General features: G+C 44.3%; 19 protein-coding genes and 1 tRNA gene. 3 read left to right on the top strand and 17 right to left on the bottom strand.

What is annotated here, in order from left to right; translation table 11 throughout:
• Nucleotides 1–165: 165 nt before the first annotated feature.
• Nucleotides 166–615 carry an Rrf2 family transcriptional regulator gene (locus tag HMPREF2686_RS06020; RefSeq protein ID WP_045759708.1) on the bottom strand — a complete coding sequence of 150 codons (450 nt, stop codon included), beginning with the start codon at nucleotides 613–615 and terminating at the stop codon, nucleotides 166–168.
• Between the two features lie 111 nt (nucleotides 616–726).
• On the bottom strand, nucleotides 727–1,569 hold the full coding sequence (locus HMPREF2686_RS06015; protein WP_049474334.1) for a metallophosphoesterase family protein: 843 nt from the start codon (nucleotides 1,567–1,569) through the stop codon (nucleotides 727–729).
• 208 nt (nucleotides 1,570–1,777) lie between these two features.
• Here HMPREF2686_RS06015 and HMPREF2686_RS06010 point away from each other — a divergent pair, with 208 nt between their 5' ends.
• Nucleotides 1,778–3,124 (top strand): Nramp family divalent metal transporter, encoded by a 1,347-nt coding sequence (locus HMPREF2686_RS06010; protein ID WP_045759710.1) that lies wholly within the window; start codon nucleotides 1,778–1,780, stop codon nucleotides 3,122–3,124.
• Between the two features lie 334 nt (nucleotides 3,125–3,458).
• Entirely contained in the window at nucleotides 3,459–4,001 is a 543-nt protein-coding gene (locus HMPREF2686_RS06005) for a TetR/AcrR family transcriptional regulator (RefSeq protein ID WP_003008179.1), read from the top strand.
• A gap of 129 nt (nucleotides 4,002–4,130) precedes the next feature.
• Here the strand turns inward: HMPREF2686_RS06005 and tehB are convergent, their stop codons facing one another.
• The 15 genes from tehB to HMPREF2686_RS05935 all read right to left on the bottom strand — a co-directional run bounded on the left by tehB (nucleotide 4,131) and on the right by HMPREF2686_RS05935 (nucleotide 17,558).
• Nucleotides 4,131–4,991, bottom strand: a complete 861-nt coding sequence (gene tehB / locus HMPREF2686_RS06000) for an SAM-dependent methyltransferase TehB (protein WP_045759711.1) — start codon at nucleotides 4,989–4,991, stop codon at nucleotides 4,131–4,133.
• A gap of 129 nt (nucleotides 4,992–5,120) precedes the next feature.
• Entirely contained in the window at nucleotides 5,121–5,588 is a 468-nt protein-coding gene (gene smpB, locus HMPREF2686_RS05995; protein ID WP_003005443.1) for an SsrA-binding protein SmpB, read from the bottom strand.
• Nucleotides 5,551–7,911: a ribonuclease R gene (gene rnr / locus HMPREF2686_RS05990; RefSeq protein WP_070449697.1), complete on the bottom strand. Its 2,361-nt coding sequence runs from the start codon at nucleotides 7,909–7,911 to the stop codon at nucleotides 5,551–5,553. The genes smpB and rnr overlap by 38 nt, the downstream gene beginning before the upstream one ends.
• 96 nt (nucleotides 7,912–8,007) lie before the next feature.
• A complete protein-coding gene (secG, locus tag HMPREF2686_RS05985) occupies nucleotides 8,008–8,241 on the bottom strand; it encodes a preprotein translocase subunit SecG (RefSeq protein WP_003008189.1) in 234 nt (77 codons plus the stop codon).
• 41 nt (nucleotides 8,242–8,282) lie between these two features.
• Nucleotides 8,283–8,432, bottom strand: a complete 150-nt coding sequence (gene rpmG / locus HMPREF2686_RS10185; protein WP_003005699.1) for a 50S ribosomal protein L33 — start codon at nucleotides 8,430–8,432, stop codon at nucleotides 8,283–8,285.
• Nucleotides 8,422–9,621 carry a multidrug efflux MFS transporter gene (locus tag HMPREF2686_RS05980; RefSeq protein ID WP_277813139.1) on the bottom strand — a complete coding sequence of 400 codons (1,200 nt, stop codon included), beginning with the start codon at nucleotides 9,619–9,621 and terminating at the stop codon, nucleotides 8,422–8,424. Before HMPREF2686_RS05980 ends, rpmG begins: the two co-directional genes overlap by 11 nt.
• A gap of 16 nt (nucleotides 9,622–9,637) precedes the next feature.
• Nucleotides 9,638–10,234, bottom strand: coding sequence for a dephospho-CoA kinase (gene coaE / locus HMPREF2686_RS05975; RefSeq protein WP_070449694.1), 597 nt, complete (start codon nucleotides 10,232–10,234; stop codon nucleotides 9,638–9,640).
• Nucleotides 10,235–11,059, bottom strand: a complete 825-nt coding sequence (gene mutM / locus HMPREF2686_RS05970) for a DNA-formamidopyrimidine glycosylase (protein WP_070449691.1) — start codon at nucleotides 11,057–11,059, stop codon at nucleotides 10,235–10,237.
• A 48-nt stretch (nucleotides 11,060–11,107) separates the two neighbouring features.
• A complete protein-coding gene (gene era, locus HMPREF2686_RS05965) occupies nucleotides 11,108–12,007 on the bottom strand; it encodes a GTPase Era (protein ID WP_003004993.1) in 900 nt (299 codons plus the stop codon).
• 29 nt (nucleotides 12,008–12,036) lie between these two features.
• Nucleotides 12,037–12,435 carry a diacylglycerol kinase family protein gene (locus tag HMPREF2686_RS05960; protein WP_003005463.1) on the bottom strand — a complete coding sequence of 133 codons (399 nt, stop codon included), beginning with the start codon at nucleotides 12,433–12,435 and terminating at the stop codon, nucleotides 12,037–12,039.
• The gene (ybeY, locus tag HMPREF2686_RS05955) at nucleotides 12,416–12,913 is read right to left on the bottom strand and encodes an rRNA maturation RNase YbeY (protein WP_003005431.1); all 498 of its coding nucleotides are present in this window, start codon (nucleotides 12,911–12,913) and stop codon (nucleotides 12,416–12,418) included. The genes HMPREF2686_RS05960 and ybeY overlap by 20 nt, the downstream gene beginning before the upstream one ends.
• 97 nt (nucleotides 12,914–13,010) lie before the next feature.
• A complete protein-coding gene (tetB(46), locus tag HMPREF2686_RS05950) occupies nucleotides 13,011–14,747 on the bottom strand; it encodes a tetracycline efflux ABC transporter Tet(46) subunit B (RefSeq protein ID WP_070449688.1) in 1,737 nt (578 codons plus the stop codon).
• Nucleotide 14,748: 1 nt separating this feature from the next.
• The gene (gene tetA(46) / locus HMPREF2686_RS05945) at nucleotides 14,749–16,473 is read right to left on the bottom strand and encodes a tetracycline efflux ABC transporter Tet(46) subunit A (protein WP_070449685.1); all 1,725 of its coding nucleotides are present in this window, start codon (nucleotides 16,471–16,473) and stop codon (nucleotides 14,749–14,751) included.
• Nucleotides 16,474–16,865: 392 nt separating this feature from the next.
• A tRNA-Thr gene (locus HMPREF2686_RS05940) sits at nucleotides 16,866–16,938 on the bottom strand.
• A 50-nt stretch (nucleotides 16,939–16,988) separates the two neighbouring features.
• Nucleotides 16,989–17,558, bottom strand: coding sequence for a GNAT family N-acetyltransferase (locus HMPREF2686_RS05935; RefSeq protein WP_070449682.1), 570 nt, complete (start codon nucleotides 17,556–17,558; stop codon nucleotides 16,989–16,991).
• A gap of 200 nt (nucleotides 17,559–17,758) precedes the next feature.
• On the opposite strand from HMPREF2686_RS05935, the gene ald reads away from it, so the two are divergent.
• Nucleotides 17,759–18,871, top strand: a complete 1,113-nt coding sequence (gene ald, locus HMPREF2686_RS05930) for an alanine dehydrogenase (protein WP_037608011.1) — start codon at nucleotides 17,759–17,761, stop codon at nucleotides 18,869–18,871.
• The last annotated feature ends 229 nt before the right edge of the window (nucleotides 18,872–19,100 follow it).

Below are 19,100 nucleotides of genomic sequence, written 5' to 3'. Positions count from 1 at the left end.
TCCTAGCCTCTTAATTGTTTTTGGATTGTCGAACAAGACGCAGTGGTTGAGTAGGCTCTACTACGCTGATTTCATCAGCTTTTACAGCCTACACAACTGTGCGGAGGTGGGACGACGAAATCGAATTCTAACGAATGACCGATTTCTGTCCCACTCTCTTTTTTCTTATGAAACCGATTCGAGGTCCATTCTTTTCTGCGCGTCTTCTACGACTTCTTTTAGGCTGGTTTGAGCCATCTCTTTTTCCATAGCAGTCTGAATGTCTTCGAGCTTCCCATCTAAGACATGATGGATATTGTGACCTATTGGGCAATTTGGATTGGGGTTTTCATGGAAACCAAATAATTGGCCTGTCGAACCTAAGCATTCGACCGCTTGATAGATATCCAGCAGACTGATCTCATCGGCTGCTTTAGCGAGTTCAGCTCCTCCTGTCCCACGCGCTACATGGATCAATCCCGCTTTCTTTAACTGAGACAAGGTCTTTCGAATAATGACCGGGTTCACCCCAACACTCTCAGCAATCATATCACTGGTCACCTTGGTACAGTCCCCTTTTAGGGCAATCATCACTAGTACATGGGTTCCAATGGTAAACCGACTCGAAATTTGCATGTCTTTTCTCCTTTCTGCCTGTTCTAAAAGTGACATCCATTGGACGATTGTCAACAGACGACTCTTACTACCCTTATTATACTAGTTTTTGTTGTAATGTCAACAGTTACACTATTGAAAAAAGTCCTCTAACCAAGCATCGATTTCTCGATCATGACCTTCTCTCTGCTCAATCTCATGAAGTAGCTCATGATCGTGGGTATGATGAATGCCATTGACCAAACTTTCATAATACACTTGATAATAAGGAAGATGGAGGTCTTTAGCAAGTTGGAGTTCTTTTTGCACATCATAATCCACCCGTCTAAAATCGATATCTTTTAGCCCCATTTGATCAAATTCAAGAATGGCATACATAGCCCGAAGATCCTTGCGAAGATTCTTTTCCAAAAAGAAAGGTTGACCGATCGACCCAGGATTGATGATCAGTTCTCCTCCTGTCCCGTAGCGAAAAAACTGCTGGTGAATGTGTCCGTAGACTGCAATATCACAAGACGGATTTGTCACCAAGCGATCAAAATCCTTCTGCTCACCAATGTGGATCAATTCCCGACCCCAATTCTTATCGGGTAAGTGGTGGGTAATGCCGATCTTTAAACCGGCGATTTCTCTATGGACCTGCATGGGCATTTCCTGCATGGCTTCAATTTCCTGAGGCGTGATTTCTTCAAGAATATATTGACACTGGCGCATAAGGTAGCGATGGCTTGATCTAGTCTCATCCAACATCCCCCTCATGGCGCGCCAAAGACTATCTTCCCAGTTTCCAAGGACTTTCACCGTAATAGGAAGCTCCTCTAACAGCTCCAAAAGGGCGCGTCTGCCTGTTCCAGGCATCAAACTATCACCCAAGAGCCAATATTCATCCACCTTGGCTTTTCGACTATCCTCAAGGACAGCTTCCAAAGCTGTCGTATTTCCATGAATATCTGAAAGTAAAGCAATTTTAGTCATGATCTTCTCCTTCTCTCCATTATAACAAAGCCTCAAAAATCTTTCAGCCTGAAACAACTATTTATAGGAAGTTCCTTTTTTTCTATTTATTTGATTTTCAAATGATTTTTCACTAAAAAGGGCAAGAAACCTCTCATTATCATGAACTATTATATATTTTATGCTATAATGGAGACAAATTGATTTATTCTTAGAAAGAAGGCTCATCATGAGTTTACAACAGTTTGAAAGGAAATCACTTCAAGAAATCAACCAATCTATTGACGTACCAAAAGGCATCCCTTTTTGGAAGACCCTCCTGCTCTTTTCAGGACCAGGAAGTCTAGTAGCTGTCGGCTATATGGATCCGGGAAACTGGATTACTAGTGTCGTCGGAGGGGCCCAATACCGTTACCTACTCTTATCAGTGGTTCTTCTCTCCTCTTTAATCGCCATGCAGTTGCAACAAATGGCTGGTAAACTAGGAATTGTCCATCGTAAGGACCTGGCCCAAACAACCGCCCATCACTTGCCAAAATGGCTTCGCTATACCCTTTGGATTGTGATCGAGCTTGCCCTGATGGCGACAGATTTAGCAGAAGTCATCGGATCAGGGATTGCCCTCCACCTTCTTTTTGGCTGGCCCTTGCTTTTTTCCATTCTGATCACCATCTTTGATGTCTTCCTCTTATTGGGGCTCATGCATCTAGGATTTCGAAAGATCGAGGCCATCGTTTCAACCTTGATCCTCACGATCCTTGCAATTTTCGGCTATCTGGTTTTCCTATCGAAACCAGATATCGGGGGAATCTTTGCTGGATTCCTGCCTCAAAAAGAAGTACTGGGAATTGGTCTTCCAAAAGGAAATGAAGCCTTGACCTTGGCACTTGGAATCATCGGGGCAACCGTAATGCCCCACAACCTCTACCTCCACTCTTCCATTTCACAAACGCGAAAGGTGGACTACAAAGATTCAGCAGATATCAAACGGGCAGTGCGCTTTATGACCTGGGATTCAAATATTGAATTGAGCTTGGCCTTCGTCGTCAACTCCCTCCTCTTGATTCTTGGAGCGGCCCTCTTCTTTGGTCACGGAGATAAGATCGGTGCTTTTTCTAGCATGTATAATGCCCTCAAAGATAATCATATTGCCGGTGCTATCGCTAGTCCCTTCTTGTCTACCCTCTTTGCCATCGCTTTGTTAGCCAGTGGTCAAAATTCAACCATTACTGGGACCCTAACCGGTCAAATCGTTATGGAAGGTTTCTTGAGATTCCGCCTGCCACAATGGGTCGTTCGTCTCATGACTCGGATCATTGCCCTTCTTCCTGTCATCATCGTTGCGATCTTATTTGGAGATCAGGAACATGTCCTCGACGACCTTCTAGTCTACTCTCAAGTCTTCCTATCAGCGGCTCTTCCATTCTCCATCTTCCCTCTGGTTTATTTCACCTCCAACAAGGAAATCATGGGAGAACATGTCAATGCGAAATGGAATACTTTCTTAGGTTATCTCGTTGCGATTGTCTTAACTATCTTAAATTTCAATCTGATCGTGACAACTTTTATCAAATAAAGAAACCAGCACTTAAACGGTGCTGGTTTCTTTATTCGTCCCTTCATCTTGTTCCTCCTTTTCCTAAAAATTTCCTGACCATTTTTTTAGGAGGGAATTATTTTAAATCACTAATTGTTGTGAGGTTTTCACAAAATCTTGCCAGTGCCCGTCATTCATAAACTTATAAAATTTTTGTACACTTTCCGTTATCTGTACAAAAATGAGAATTGTTGTCTAATTTATTCTTTTGGAGTATAATGCTCTTTGTTAGTGTCGTGAAATTATTTAACATATAAATTATTTTAACGTCAAATAAATAAGAATAAATTTATACAACTACAGAAAGGAACATATGGTACGCCAAAGACAAACAACAACCAAGTCAGACTTACGAAATGCGCTCTCAAAACTCCTCTTGCAACAACCTTTTGAAAGCATCACTATTCGACAATTAACTGAAACCGCTGGGATTAACCGCGGGACCTTCTACTTGCACTATGTCGATAAATACGACATGTTTGAGCAAATGAAAATGGACATGATGCAAGAATTGGATAGCCTCTTCGTTGAAGGAAGCCCTGTCAAGGTAAACTTTCTCAATGTCTTGACTGCTATTAAAGAGAATTATGATTTTATTTATGCCTTGTCCCAATCCTGCTGCTCGGACTTCCGTAAACTAATAAGAAGTTTTACCCTCCATGCATTAGACGATACTCCCCATGCGAAAGAACACATCATTTCAGACTTTCAAGTTCCATACAAGTATGGTCTAGAAATTTTCATCGCTACAATCGAATCTGTGATTGTGACCTGGTTAGAATCTGGTGCCAAGGAAGAGCCAATCGAAATCGGGACGATCATTCTTAGCGTCTGCGACTTTGCTAACTGGAACTAAATTCCCCAACCTTTTCCTACCTTTATGGAGAAGGTTTTTTCTTTTTGGCAAATGAACAACATATAGATCACCTTGTTCAACTTGTTTGTAGAAAGCAAAAAAGCAGGATGCTAGGATCCTGCTTTTTCTCTATTTTTTCTTTGCCAACATGGTTGCAAATCGAAGTTGAATCCGATGGCCATTCTCATCTCGACGATGGAGATGGCCAGGATTTTCATTGTATTTGACCAATTCCCAATCCTTGTAATACTCCGCCAATTCTCCTTCTTTAAAGGTGAACGAGAAGGGCATCTGGCAAGGATAATCTTCCGTATCCATAGCACAGACAATGAGATTGTAACCACCTGGATTGGTATGCTCTTGCATATTGCGGATAATCGCTGGAATCCGATCAGCCTCTAAAAACATGAGGACCACAGTCGATATGATGAAGTCATAGTTTTGGGTAAGAGCTGCAGCATTGATATCATAGAGTCCCACTGGCATCTCTAGATCTTCCTCAGCGACAATACTTTGTAAGATCTCAAGAGCCAGTTCATTTTGATCCACTGCTGTCACGTCAAAGCCATGTTGGGCCAAAAAGAGGGCGTTGCGGCCTTGCCCGCATCCTAGATCCAGCGCCTTTCCAGCTGGGACAATTCCCACTGCTTCTAGCACTTCTGAATGGACAGGATTGGTGTTGTATTTTTTGGGGAAATAGTCTTTTGGCTCACAGTAAAATTCTAGGTACCACTCCACATCGTCAGTCGCCGCTTCGACACGATGCCAGGCCTGGGGCTCGGCCATGGGGTTCTCTGCTCCTGCTTCAAAGAGGTGGCTCGCAATTTCTTCCCCCTCTTCGGTCAATTCAATAAATCGTAACTGACCTTTTAGAACCGTAATCTTCCCCCAGGTTCCTACCTTGGTATTGTGCTTTCTTTGAAGAGCTTCTGGCATGGTATCCTTGGTCCAGATAGGCATGCGCTTGTAAGCAATCAATTTTTGTGTCATGCTGCTTCTCCTTTTTCTTTCTGTACCCTTATCATACAGAAAAAAATTCCTTTTTACAAGTTGGAAAAAGAGGCCCCTCTCCGAGAAAAAAGGCAGTTCTGAAACTTGTTTCAGAACTGCCTTTTTAGTTTAACGTGTATTGTATTGTTTCATGACCCGTGCGATGTCCCGGTTTTGTTCCCGACGCTTGATGGATTCACGCTTGTCATAATCATGTTTCCCTTTAGCGAGTCCCAAAAGCAATTTGGCATAGCCGTCCTTGAGATAGACCTTCAAAGGCACCAAGGTCATTCCGGTCCCTTTGGTGTCTTGGTCCAGCTTTTGGATTTGCTTTTTATGAAGAAGGAGCTTGCGACGACGGTCTGGATCTTGGTTCCAGATATTGCCTTCCTCATAAGGGGCAATGTGGACATTGCTAAGCCAAACTTCGCCATTTTTTACTTGTGCAAAGCCATCTTTCAAGTTAATGCGTGCCGCACGGACACTTTTGATCTCTGTCCCCGTCAGCACCATCCCTGCTTCAATCGTATCCACGATGGTGTAGTCATGTCTCGCCTTTTTATTTTGCGCGACTACCTTTCCTTCGCCCTTTGCCATGTTTGGCTCCTTTCTTTGCTACTTCCTTGTAAAATGGTTTCTTCCCTTTTTTCTTTTTGGATTTAGAGGAAGAATCTTTCCGCTTGTCATCTTTTCTAGCGGTTGATCCCTTAGAAACTTTTTTGTCCTTGCGTCTGCGATCTCTACGATTGCCATCTCGGTCACGTCCTTTAGACTTGAGACCTTTTTCGACGACATCCCATTCACTTGGAATATAAGAGAAATCAATCTCTCCTGTCATCTTGTCGGCTCTTTCTACCTTGATCCGGATTTGCTGACCGACACGGAAGGTCACTCCTGATTTTTCTCCGCGAAGGGTTAGATCCCGTTCATTAAAATAGTAGAATTCAGGGAGATTGGTAATATGGATCAAGCCTTCAACCGTATTTGGCAACTCCACAAAGAGGCCAAATTTTACCACACTGGAAACCACGGCATCATACTCTTCCCCAACAAAGTCTTCCATGTATTCAGCCTTCTTCATGGCTTCTACTTCGCGCTCCACATCAATAGCTCGGCGTTCCCGACTAGAGGATTGGCTGGCAATGTCTGGAAGGACTTGTTCAAAGTGTTCAGCCATTTCTTGGGATTTCCCGTATTCGCGCACCATTCGATGAACCATCAGGTCCGGATACCGACGGATGGGACTGGTAAAGTGGGTATAATACTCAGCAGCAAGCCCATAGTGGCCATGGTTGTGTTCTGAGTAGCGAGCCTGTTGCATCGAGCGCAACAACATCATTGAAAGGACATCTGCATACGGTTCTCCTTCTACCTTGCGCATAATTTCTTGCAGGGCTTCTTGGCTCATCTCACTAGCCGTTCCGTAGATCTGGATCCCAAAGCTAGAAGCATAATCGATAAACTTCTGTACTTTTTCTGCTTTTGGATCTTCGTGGATCCGGTAGATGAACGGCAGTTTCAGTCGCGTAAAGTGCTCCGCCACTGTTTCATTGGCAATCAGCATAAAGGACTCGATCATCCGCTCGGCAATTCCTCTTTGGCGAAGGACAATATCGACCGGTTTTCCTTCTTTATTGACCAGAATTTTAGCTTCATTGGTATCAAAATTGAGGGCTCCGCGACGAATCCGCATGCTCTCTAAAATACCATGCAAGGTGGCCATTTGATGAATACTTGGGACAATTTTCTTAAAGGTTTGAGCCTTTTCTTCGTCGCCTGCTAAGATATCATTGACGTCGCTATAGGTCATTCGGAAGGTTGTATTGATCACTGTTTGGGTAATGGTATGCTTGACGACCTTGCCATGTGGATCAATCTCCATGATGGCAGACTGGGTCAGGCGGTCCACATTCGGATTCAAAGAACAGATCCCATTGGAGAGACGCTCTGGCAACATGGGTACAACTCGGTCGGTCACATAGACAGAAGTCGCCCGATTTAGAGCTTCCTTGTCGAGTGCTGAACCTTCCTTAACGTAATAAGAAACATCTGCGATGTGAACACCCAGCTCAAAGTTGCCGTTCTTGAGTAGCTTGATATGGACCGCATCGTCCAAGTCTTTGGCATCTGCCCCATCAATGGTAAAGGTGATCTCCTCTCGCAGATCCAAGCGTCCCTCTAAATCCTTTTTAGATGGTGCATCTGGAACATTCTCAGCCTCTTTCAGCACTTCTTCTGGAAATTCTGAGACAATGTCCATGGATTCTAACACTTCCAAGACATCGATTCCTGGATCGGTTACATGACCGACCACATCCCGCACAGTCGCCACAAAATAATTGTGCTTGCGGCTCGGGTATTGATCAATTTCGACCTTGAGGATTTCGGTCCCTTCCAATTGGATGGCTGGCTTCTTCACATAGATCAGCTGGCTGATCTTTTGATTTTTCGAACGAATGTAGCCGGCATATTTACGCTTTTCCTCATCCAGAACGATTTGTCCAACTACCGTTTTAATGCTATGCTCCAAGACATCAATAATCTTAGCTTCTGCTGCCGTTCCCTTGTTTCGGTCTGCTACCTTGGTAATGACGATCTCAACGGTGTCCCCATCGATAGCGTGATTGACATCATTTCGACCAACAAAGAGGTCCTCTTCTTCACCTTCTAAACTGACAAAGCCAAAGCCATTTTTATGCGCATGAAAGATCCCCTTGAGGGTAATAGCTGGGGCCTTCTTTTGAGCCAAACGAAGAGAGCCATCATCTTCGAATTTCAACTCATGGCGGCGTTCCATCAGAGAGATGGTTTTGACCAAGTCACGGAAATCCTTAGACCCTTCCTTTCCTAGAGCTGCTGCCAGATCATTGATCTGGGCTTTGTCATGCTCTTGTAAATATTCTTTAATACTTGTTTTCATTGATTTATTTGCTGGTTATCCAGCCTCCTTTTTTCTATCTACTTGTGTCTTTGTTTTACAAAATAAAAATAGGCAAAGACATTGTCTGAGCCTATCTTATCTACTAGAAAGTACCATTAAGATCATCGCGATCAATAACCAAAAGAAGATCATAATAGCTGTTAAACGCTGCATCACGGCTTCAAACCCGCGGGCTTTTGAACGTTCAAACAAGTCATTTGAACTTGCGTCAAAGACGTTGCTCGATTGGTTTTTTGTTGGTTGCATAAAAATTGCGATAATAATCAATACTGATAATACTAGTAAAATAGTTGTTAATGCTCCGCTCATATTCAAAACTCCTTAAAATCTTCACTATTATACCATGAAAATCATTTTGATTCAATATGTAAGGTTACTTTTCTTTCCTTAGGACAATACTTCAAGACCTCGATCTTTTCGGGATGGGTTTTGGTATTTTTACTGGTCAAATAATTCTGACTCCCACAGCTGGTGCAGGTCAATTGAACTTTAATTCGCACGTACGTCTCTCACTTTCAAATACTTTCTAAATAAGAATAAGAGGAACATCAAATCGGTAAAGGCCAAAAGGGCTGTACCGTAAAATACCCAATGATAGCCAAAATGCATGAAAATACTCGATCCCATCATTGGCCCTAACACGCCACCTAAATAATAAAAGAGCTGGTTGTAGCTAAAGATCCGAGAAATCCCTTCAGGAGGGGTTAAACGATTCAATAATGCAGAAACTCCTGGTAGTAGGGCCCCTGTCCCGATCCCAAAGAGGAAGCGTAAGATTCCTAATTGTAGGGGTGTTTGCGCTTGGGCACAAAGGATATAGAGACAGCCACTATAAAGAAGGGCGATTAATAAGAGCCGGTGATTCCCAATTCGGTCTCCGAGTTTTCCCATCCAACCTGAAAAGAGCATACTAGAGACTCCCATAGCCGAAACAATCATCCCCGATACAAAGATCAGGTTATCTCTTTGTCCCAAAGCTCGCACATAAAGAGGCAGGATCGGAGAAATAGATTGGGCGATCATTTGAATGGTCATGCTGGTCAAAAAGAGGCCCAAGAGAATATCCTTCTGCTGAATGGACTTGAGCAACTGCCAACTGGATTTTTGTTCTTCTTTTGGAAGGGGCTCATACTCTTCCTCGATACCCCAGAAGGTTAAGAGGGAAACCAAAAATAAGAAGAAGCCGACCAAGAGAAAGACATTGCGCATTCCCAGATTTTCAGCAATGAGTCCCCCAATCAAAGGGCCCATCAAGGTTCCAGCCACGACACCGGTCGACAAGGTCCCTAGGGCATAGCCAGATTGGTCCTTGGGAACTTGACTAGCAATCAGGGCTGTACTATTGGGGACAAAGCCTGAAAAAACCCCATTGAGCAAGCGCAGGACCAAGAGCCAAAAGACGGACGGGACAAAGGCAATACCTCCCATGGTCAGCGTCATGGCAATAGAAGCTCTAAGCATCATAGGTTTTCGACCATAGCGGTCGGCTAAGCTCCCCCAGATGGGAGACATGATCGCAGAAGTTACAGAAGAACTTGCGACGGCAATCCCAGCATAAAAGGGAACAGCCTTGCCCGTAACACCCAACTCTTCCACAAAGAGGGCCATAAAAGGAACGACTAAAGAAAGGCTGGCTCCGATGAAAAAGCACCCGATCCAGGCAATATATAGATTTTTACGCCAATTGATTTCTCTTGTGATAAAATCATCTTCTTTCTAATTGTTTTAGGGCTGCATCTAATTGGACATAGAGGGCAGCAAGATCGCCATTATTGTCTAAGACCAGATCTGCATGGGCTCTTTTTTCATCTAGCGGCATTTGAGACGCGATGCGTTCTTGGGCCTGCAGTTCTGATAAGTGGTTGCGTTCCATCAGGCGCTTGAGCTGGGTTTCTTTTGATACAGCTACCAACCAGACAGATTCAAACCACTCGTCATAGTGCTGCTCGATTAAGAGAGGAATATCCATAAAAAAGAGATCGGATTGTGCAGCTTGTCTGTCTCTTACCTCAGCTAGAGCCTCACGAATAAGCCTTCCTTGGACGCGATTGGACCAGTCTCTTTCACTAGGGGCTGAAAAGATCCGCTGACCCAAAGCGACGCGATCCAACTCTCCTTCTTTGGTAAGGATCTCTCTACCAAAATGATCTACTAGGACACGGTAGAGGGCTCCTCCTGGTGCTTGCAAATCATGGACCACTCGATCAGCATCAATAACCGGATAGCCTTTTTCTCTCAAATAGGAGGTGACAGTGGATTTTCCTGAAGCAATCCCTCCTGTTAATCCGATGATTCTTGCCATCTAGTTCTCCTTTTGGCAGTGGGGGCAAAAATGGGTTCCGCGTCCCCCCAGCTGGATTTTCTCAATCGGTGTCCCGCAGCGCAAACAAGGCTGGCCTGTTTTCCCATAGACCTGGTGTTCTTCCTGCATGGTGCCATCCTCGCCAAAAGCATTGCTGTAGGAGCGAATGGTGGAGCCACCCTTTTCAACAGCTTGAGCAAGCACAGCAATCGTTTCTTTGCGAACGGCTTTGGCTTCTCTAGCAGTCAAGCTTTGACCCAAACGGGCTGGATGAACCTTGGCTCGATAAAGAACCTCATCCACATAAATATTGCCCAAACCAGCTACTAATTTTTGGTCTAAAAGAGCTGATTTAATGGGTTTCTTTGATTTTTTAAGAGCTGCTTGGAAGGCTGGTGCTTTAAAATCCGCTTCCGTCGGCTCTGGACCAATTTTTTTCGCCAAAAAATAGCTGTCGACAAGCTCAGGTACTAGGACTTCCATGGTCCCAAACTTGCGGACATCTTCATAGACCAGGGTGCTACCATCTGTAAAATGAAAGAAGACATGGGCATGCTTGCGAAGAGGAACCTCGTCTGGATAAAAGAAATACTTGCCTTCCATCCGCAAATGCGAGATGAGGACCAGATCCGTCAGATAAAATAAAAGGTATTTCCCACGGCGCCCCATGACCCGAATTTCTTGGCCTGGGAGATCTTGACGAAAAGTATCCAGATCCGTCTGAATCATCTTTGGATACTTTACTTCCACGGACTGGATGATTTTCCCAAGAATTAATTTCTCAAGACCGCGTCGAACCGTCTCTACTTCTGGTAATTCAGGCATAGCTTCTCCTTCTCTAAAAACAAGAAGCAGGCTTCTGCCCACCTCTTCTTAATATTCTTTTTCGTTGTATCCGAAATCAGCTAGGTCTAATTTCTTATCCCGCCAATTTTTCTTGACCTTGACCCAGGTTTCTAGGAAGACTTTGTCCCCTAGCATGAGCTCGATATCCTTACGCGCAAGGGTTCCAATCTTCTTGAGCATGGCGCCACCTTTTCCGATGACAATGCCTTTTTGGCTATCGCGCTCGACCATGATGGTTGCACGGATATGAACCTTATCTGTCTCCTCATCCCGCTTCATAGAATCCACTACTACTGCCACAGAGTGGGGAATTTCTTCCCGCGTCAAGTGCAAGACCTTTTCACGGATCATTTCAGAGACCAAGAAGCGCTCTGGGTGGTCAGTGATTTGGTCAGCAGGGAAATATTGAAAACCTTCTTCTAAGTTTTCACTTAAAATATCAATCAAACGCGAAACATTGTTTCCTTGAAGGGCTGAAATCGGCACGATTTCCTTGAAATCCATCTGACTACGGAAGTCATCGATTTGCGCCAAGAGTTGGTCAGGGTGCACCTTGTCGATCTTGTTGACCACCAGAATAACCGGCACCTTAGCAGCCTTGAGGCGCTCGATGATCATGTCATCGCCCTTCCCACGTGGCTCATCTGCTGGCACCATAAAGAGAACGGTATCGACTTCTCGAAGGGTGCTATAGGCCGACTCCACCATGAAGTCTCCAAGCGCTGTCTTGGGTTTGTGAATCCCTGGGGTATCGATAAAGACGATCTGTTCCTTATCGGTCGTGTAGATTCCCATAATCTTGTTGCGCGTTGTCTGCGCCTTGTCACTCATGATGGCAATTTTTTGCCCCATGACGTGGTTCAAAAAAGTTGACTTCCCAACATTGGGACGTCCTAAAATGGCTACAAAGCCTGATTTAAATGTCATATTATCCTTTCACGAGGGCATACTCCCTCTTATCCAAATACCAAAGCCCAGAATTTGGGCACAAAAATCACCAGTCCTGTTAGTAGGGCAAAGCCTGATACGACGAGGACTGCTCCAGCCGCCATGTCTTTGGCATTCTTTGCCAACATGGAGAAATGGTAGTTACTAGCTAGATCCACCACATTTTCAATGGCTGAATTCATAATTTCAAAAGCAATCACCAAGGTGATGCTGAGCAACAAAAAGAGCCACTCTGTCGCAGAAATCCTAAATACCAAACCAGCAAGAATTGCTACAAGGGCTGATAAGGCATGTTTGCGCATATTGCGCTCTTCTTTGATCGAAGTAAAAATTCCTGTTATCGCAAACTCCAGGCTTGAAGTGAAGTCCCGATTTTTCCATTTTCGCTTATTGTCTTGTGAGTCCATAGGCTGTCAAAATCTCTTCCTGTAAGCCAAACATTTCCTTTTCTTCTTCCGGCGTATAATGATCATAGCCATTAATGTGAAGAAAACCATGCACTGCTAAAAATCCCATTTCGCGCTCAAAACTGTGGCCATATTCTTCGGCTTGCTCACGCGCCTTATCAATTGAAATAAAGAGCTCACCAATATAGGTATCGAATTCAGCCATCATCTCTGCCAATTCTGGATTTTCTGCAAGGTCTTCCTCGTCAAAAGAAATCTCCATCTCTGGCTTGTATTCTAAACTGATGACATCCGTCGGACGATCCGTATCACGGTATTCAAGATTTAGTTCATGACTGCGTTCATTGGTTACAAAAGTCACAGCCATTTCCTTGTCTTCTTTCCCAATTTTTTGAGCAGCAAATTCTAAAATTTCTTGCGTTTGTTTTAAGATTTCGTCAGAGACTTGACCAGTCTCATCTACCATTTCAATATACATCTGGATCACCTCACTATTATCACTTTATTATATCACAAAAACCAGCCTATATACTAGATACAGGCTGGTTTTCAATCTTTTTCTTTGCAGGACAATCTTACACCACTGTTTGCTGGATGGCATTCATCTGGGCATAGATCCCGCCTTGTGCAACCAGTTCCTCGTGTCTACCACGTTCCACAATGCGTCCTTCGGATAAGACTAAGATCTGATCCGCATCTTGAATAGTGGACAAGCGATGGGCAATGATAAAGGTGGTCCGGCCCTTTTGCAGGACTGCCATAGCCTTCTGGATGATTTCTTCTGTTTCCGTATCGATGTGAGAGGTAGCCTCATCCAAAATCAGAATTTGCGGATTCATATAGAGCGTCCGCGCAAAGGAAATCAATTGGCGCTCACCACTTGAAAAGGCGGATCCTTTTTCTACGACTGGATGGTCGATTCCCTTTTCAAGGCGCTCTACAAAGGGCCAAGCCCCGACTTTTTTCAAGGCATCTTTGACCGCATCCCGATCAATGTGATCCTGACTCATAGCTACATTACTAGCTATGGTTCCTGTAAATAGATAAGGATCCTGCAGAACAATCCCCATATGGCTGCGTAAGCTCTCACGAGAGACTTGGCGAATATCTTGACCATCAATCAAAATCGCTCCTTCTTGAGGATCATAAAAACGATAGAGCAGGTTCATAATGGAAGACTTACCTGATCCAGTATGGCCCACAAGAGCGATGGTTTGACCTGGACTAGCCTGAAAGGCAATATCCCGCAGAACTGGCTTGCCTTCTTCATAGGCAAATTGAACGTCGTCAAACACGACTTCTGCCTTTTCTATCTTCAGTTCCGATGCACCATCGGCCTCTAAGGGTTGGTCTAAGAAAGCAAGGACGCGGCTCCCCGTTTCTAAGGATCGCCGAATATTTGGGAATTGACGACTGAGATTGGCCATGAGATCAAATAGATTAATGACATAGTTAATATTGATAAATAAGAAACCAGCCGTCACACCGATATTACCCTGTAGGAAAGAAATCCCAGCTATAGTCAAAATGCCTGCAATCACTAAAAACTTGAGCAATTCCGTCAAGGTCCAAGAAGCAATAGAATCGGCTAAGAGGATTCGATCATTGGCTCCTAACATCTTCTGGGTAGTGGCTTCAAACTCCTCTACCACACCAGGCTCTTGATGATAGAGCTGAATCATACTGGCACCATGCAAGAGTTCATTGACCTGGGTATTGACCTCGCTTCGCGCATCAAAGAAATCCTTCATCGGCTGGTCCGTCATGACCTTGTAGAGATACTGAATCCCATAGAAAATTGGAAAGACCAAACACAAGAGAAGGCCCATCATAGGACTTAGGTAAAAGAGAATCCCTAGGATAAAGAGAAAGCGAACCAAATAAATGACTAAAATCATACAAGAGTTATAAAACTGGGTCCGCAAGGTCTCCGTATCATTGACAATTCTTGTCGCGATCTTCCCAGCCGGTTTATCATCAAAATAAGAAATAGGCAGCCCTTGCATGACTTGAAAGGCTTGATCTCTCAGACTAGCGGTTACTTGATTACTTCCATGTAGCAAGATCCGATTTCCCATGTAGCTAATCAGCTGCCCCAGGCTCAAGACCAAGAGATAAAATCCTCCCATCTGAAGCAAGTCACCTTGCCCGCCACCGTGGGTCAGTGCGGTCAAAGGCCCATCGATCATCTTTTGGAGAAGAAAGGGTGACAATTCAGAAAAAATGGTGGCTAGTAAGAGGCAAATAAAGCCAGCAAGAAAGACAGTTGGATAAAGCGTGATCCTAGATAATAATCGTTTCAAAACTTTCATCTTATTCTCCTTCCTGTTTTTGTTGCCGTTGGTATTGTTCATAATACCAGCCTTCTTGAGCCAATAAATCACTAGCTCTGCCTTCTTCTACAATCTGTCCTTGATCCAAGACGATGATCCAATCCGCCTGATGAACAGCAGACAAGCGATGAGAAACAATAATGGTCGTCTTGTCTTTTCGTTCCTTTTGAAGCGTGTCAATAATGGCCTGTTCAGTCTTAGCATCTACTGCCGAAAGGGAATCATCTAACAGCAAGAGCTCTGCATCTCTTAAGAAGGCACGTGCCAGAGAAATCCGTTGTTTTTGACCTCCTGATACAGAGACCCCTTTCTCACCGATCAGGGTGTCCATTCCCTGAGACATCCGCTCGAGATCATCCGCAAAAGCAGCTTGGGCTACTGCTTCCACCAAGTCATCTTGGCTGGCTCCTTTTTTACCAAGCGCTATATTCTCACGGATAGACTTGGAGAATAAAATATGTTCTTGGGAAACATAGCCAATTTTTTCTTCGATGGAGTGTCGGTTGTAGTCCACGATCGGTTGCTGGTTGACCAAAAACTCTCCCTCACCAACTGGGTACTGCCGCAAGAATTGTCGAACCAGGGTAGTCTTTCCTGCACCGGTACGACCAACAATCCCAACCGTCTGTCCTTTCTGAATAGTCCAATCAATGCCTGACAGGCTCTTTCGCTCAGCACCAGGATAGCTGAAAGAATAGTCCTTAAACTGCACCAAATCAATCTGTTCTAGGTAGTGAGAACCATCTGGCTCCAGATCATCCGTTTCATCAATCACTTCTTTTAATTTTTTATAGGACATTTGCCCTGTCTGGTAGACCAAGATCAGGTCCGCCATCATCCACATAGGCTCAATTAAAAAGACCAAATACAGCTGTAAAGCCAATAATTTCCCAAGACTCAATTGCCCGCTTGCCAGGGACTGGCCTCCAAATAGCAGGAGCAAGACTGTCGAGAATCCAATAAACAACAGAGCTAAAGGTCCAAAAGAATACTGGATAGAAGCAATTTTGTCTCCTGTTTTGGAGAGACTGGCTGTTTTCTTCTGAAACTGTTTGACCTGCTGATCCCGCCTACTATAGGCCCGCATGACACGGATCCCTTCGATGGACTCCAAGACCTCATCGTTCAACTGAGCGACCGCTTCCCGGTTCTGCTCAACATACTCCTCCTGCTTTCTACTTAAAAAATAGGTAGAGACGACCAGGAAGATCATGGGAATAAAGGAAATCAAGGTTAATTGCCAAGAAATGAAAAACATGGTCGGAATAATAAAGGCAAACAAGCCACCGCCAAACAGGAGCACCATCATCCCGTAACCCGCCATATCAGCCATCCCATCCACATCTGTCGTAAAGCGCGTCAAGAGGTCCCCTGAACGGAATTTCTCAAAAAAGGGACGCCGCATAGCTACTAGCTTACGAAAAGCTTGTCCCTGAAGGGTCGCCTTGAAATGGACTGACGACTGAAAGAGTCGCAACTGCCAATAAAAAGCCGTTAGGTAATTGAGGAGAGCTGATCCTACCAAGAGGACCATATCCCATACAAAGTTGGATTGCGTCAGCGTCCGCTGACTCAAATGATCCACTAAGCGCTGGATGACTTGCGTCGGGATCAATAAGGTGTAATCATAAAGAATCAGGACCATAGCGATCTTCACATATCGCCACTTGCGTTCCCTGATATACTCCCAAATAGCTCTGATCATATATTCTCCTTTTCAAAATGGCACAGAAAAACCCAAGCAAGGAGCTGAGTACGTGCTCAGTCCACACTTGGGCCTTCTGATGCCTATCACCAATTCAGTTAAGGCAGGTAAAAATGCATACAAAAAACCCAAGACAAACTCCTCCATCTTGGGTTCCATTTATAGTTTACATCGAACTCAACTGAGATTGGAGAAGCTGTGTATTCAATTGTGTCATCAAAACATCTACTTTGTTCATGATGGTTTTCTCCTTTCTCTTTGTTGTTCTAACTTTACCACGGATTTCCTTGCTTGTCAACGTTTTTTTGAAAATTGTTGAAAAAACTGGACTTTTAAAGATGGACTCGCAAAAAAAGAAGCCTAGACCCTCTCTAAGCTTCCCTCTTCTGCTATGCTAGTTGCCGGGATTGAACCGGCGACCTCATCCTTACCATGGATGCGCTCTACCGACTGAGCTAAACCAGCAGTACCTATCTACTATATCATGGAGATAGGTCTTTTGTCAATATCCTGACTCATTTTTCTGCCAAATATTCTTCCTTAGTGAGGACATAATGAACTCTCGTCACCATTCTCCCTTCTTCATGCAAGTCTAGCATCGCGTAGGGCTCCTCGTGAGAATATTTCATCCCTGATTTGGCCATCACCCGTCCAGAAGCTGGGTTGTCCTGATCATGAACAGCAATGAGCTTGTTCATCCCTAACTCTTCAAAAGCCAGGCCAATGACTGCCTTGGTAGCCTCTGTCGCTAGTCCCTGGTTCCAATAATTTTTATTCAGAACATAGCCGATACTCCCCTTTTTCAGACAAAGATCTAAATTTAGTAAATCAATCGTCCCGATAAATTTTCTATTCTCTTTCAGCTCGATCCCCCATCTTCCAAGTGGGCTCGCTAGATAAAGAAGGGCAATGTTATTACGCGTTTCTTCCAGACTTTGATTGGTTGGAAACGTATAGCGCGTAACGGTTTCATCAGAAGCGTACTCAAACATAGCCGGTGCATCTTCAAGAGTGACCGGACGCAAGCGCAAACGCTCCGTCTCCACTTCACGATAAGCTGCTAACTTCACATATAGATTTTCCATTTGACTCTCCTTCTTTAGGGTTTAGTTTAGCAGATAACATAAAAGAAGGCAAGCTCAAATTTTTCTTGCATTTTCACCCACTTTTCTATACAATAAAATCAATTAAAACAATCGGATAAGGAGTAAAAAGGTCATTGAGTCAAGAGAGCCATCTCACACCAATGGCCTTTTTACACCTAAATCTGAGCAAGGAGGCAAAAATGCTCATTGGAATTCCTAAAGAAATTAAAAACAACGAAAATCGGGTCGGTTTGACACCTGCAGGTGTACAAAGCTTGGTGAAGAAAGGTCATCACGTTTTGGTAGAAACAAATGCTGGACTTGGTTCTGGCTTTGCGGATGAAGATTATACTAAGCAAGGGGCAACCATCGTTGCAACTGCTGCAGAAGCTTGGGCAGCTGAGATGGTGGTCAAAGTCAAAGAACCCCTCGCTGAAGAATATGGCTTCCTTCGCGAAGACCTCTTGCTCTTCACCTACTTGCATATGGCTGCCGCACCTGAATTAGCAGATGCTATGGTCGCAGCTAAAACAACTGGGGTGGCCTACGAAACGGTGCGTGACCTTGATGGACAATTGCCTCTCTTGGTGCCAATGAGTGAGGTTGCTGGACGGATGGCCGTGCAAATCGGTGCTCACTTCCTGACCAAACAAGAAGGTGGATCAGGAGTCCTCCTAGGTGGGGTACCAGGTGTTCCCAAAGGAAAAGTCACCATCATCGGTGGCGGGGTCGTTGGAACCCACGCGGCTCGTATCGCCCTTGGACTTGGTGCCCAAGTGACCATCTTAGATATCAGTGCTAAGCGTTTGGCAGTTCTGGAAGATGTCTTTGGTCACCAAATCCAAACCCTTATGTCCAATCCATTTAACATTGAAGCCAGCGTCCGTGATGCCGATGTTGTCATCGGTGCTGTCTTGATTCCTGGTGCTAAAGCTCCTAAATTAGTGACAGACGATATGGTCAAACAAATGCGTCCCGGTTCAGTTATCGTCGATGTGGCCGTTGACCAAGGTGGTGTTATCGAAACAGCAGACCGTGTCACAACACATACGGAGCCAGTTTACGAAAAACATGGCGTGCTCCACTATGCTGTAGCCAATATTCCAGGCGCCGTCGCTCGTACCTCTACTATCGCCCTTACCAATGTGACCCTTCCTTATGTCGAATCCCTAGCTGACAATGGCTTCCACAAGGCAATTGCCCTCGACGAAGGCCTGCGCCAAGGGGTCACCACTTACCAAGGTCACATCACAAGCCAACCTGTTGCTACCGGTTTAGAGCGTGACTTCACACCAATTGATGAATTGGTTTAAACAATCATATATTTAAAGAATTATCATCGAAAAAAATAAGCAACTTATTTTTTCATCTGAACTAATTAAAAAAGTTTTGGAAAAAACAAGTTGTTTTGAGTTTTTTTAATCATTTTCAGAGACTTTCCGCCGTGAGAAAAGTGCCTGAAACAATTAAGTTTCAAGCACTCGGAATAATTGAGACCTTAGGCTCAATTATTAGTCATGGAACTTCTTGGATTGCTGAAAT

It is taken from the genome of Streptococcus sp. HMSC057G03 (assembly GCF_001808745.1).
GTDB classification, from domain to species: Bacteria; Bacillota; Bacilli; order Lactobacillales; family Streptococcaceae; genus Streptococcus; species Streptococcus parasanguinis_Z.
The sequence above is the reverse complement of the archived record's forward strand: the minus strand, read 5'-3'. Positions and strand labels throughout refer to the sequence as shown.